The following is a 1,226-nucleotide window of genomic DNA, read 5'->3' on the forward strand; positions in this document are numbered from 1 at the left end:
GCCATTGCACACCGCAATGCCGTCTCCTTCCTCCACTGGGCCCTCTCCACCTTCTCTCCCTCCGAGTTGCAGGGCACCCTCGCCTCCACCTCCCTCAACTTCGACCTCTCCGTCTTCGAGCTCTTCGTCCCCCTCTCTTGCGGCGCCTCCGTCATCGTCGCCCGCAACGCCCTGCAGCTCCCTGAGTTGAAGGACGCCTCCCGCGTCACCCTCATCAACACCGTCCCCTCCGCCATCGCCGAGCTGCTTCGCCAGGGCGGCGTCCCCTCCTCCGTCCGCGTCGTCAACCTCGCTGGCGAAGCCCTTCCTCGCGCCCTCGCCCAGGCCGTCTACGCTCTCCCCTCCGTCCTCAAGCTCTTCAACCTCTACGGGCCCTCCGAGGACACCACCTACTCCACAGGCTCCCTCGTCTCTCGCAACGAGACGCCCCTCATCGGCAAGCCCCTCTCCAACACCCGCGCCTACGTCCTCGACTCCTCTCTCCAGCCCGCCCCCATCGGCGTCGCTGGCGAGCTCTTCCTCGCTGGCGATGGCCAAGCGCGTGGCTACCTCCTCCGCCCGGAGCTCACCGCAGAGCGCTTCATCCCCGAGCCCTTCGGCCCTCCCGGCAGCCGCATGTACCGCACCGGCGACCGCGCTCGGTTCCTCCACGACGGCCGCCTCGAGTACCTCGGTCGCGTCGACCTCCAGGTGAAGGTCCGCGGCTTCCGCATCGAGCTCGGTGAAGTCGAGGCCGCTCTGCTCTCCTCCTCCTCCGTCAACGACGCCGTCGTCGTCGCTCGCGAGGACATCCCAGGGGACAAGCGCCTCGTCGCCTACCTCACCTCAAAGCACGACGCCGACGTCTCCGCCGACGCTCTCCGCGCTCACCTCAAGCAGCGCCTCCCCGAGTACATGGTGCCCTCCTCCTTCGTCGTCCTGGAGGCCCTCCCCCTCAACTCCAACGGCAAGGTCGACCGCAAGTCCCTCCCTGCTCCCGAGGCCCCTCGCTCCGAGCGCCAGTACCTCGCACCTCGCACTCCCATCGAATCCGCCCTCGCCAGCATCTGGTCCGAGGTCCTCAAGGTCCCCCAGGTCGGCGTCCTCGACAGCTTCTTTGAACTCGGTGGCCACTCCCTCCTCGCCACCCAGGTCATGTCTCGCGTCCGCACGGCCTTCGCCGTCGAGCTGCCCCTCCAGGCCTTCTTCGAGACGCCCACCGTCGAGGCCCTGGCCCGTCGCATCGA

General features: G+C 68.4%; 1 protein-coding gene. It reads left to right on the top strand.

The features are described 5' to 3' along the window. Nucleotides 1-1,226 (top strand): non-ribosomal peptide synthetase (locus KRR26_RS36505; RefSeq protein ID WP_217082194.1); only part of this gene is annotated, 1,226 nt, incomplete at both ends.

It is taken from the genome of Citreicoccus inhibens, from assembly GCF_019039035.1.
Classification (GTDB): domain Bacteria; phylum Myxococcota; class Myxococcia; order Myxococcales; family Myxococcaceae; genus Citreicoccus; species Citreicoccus inhibens.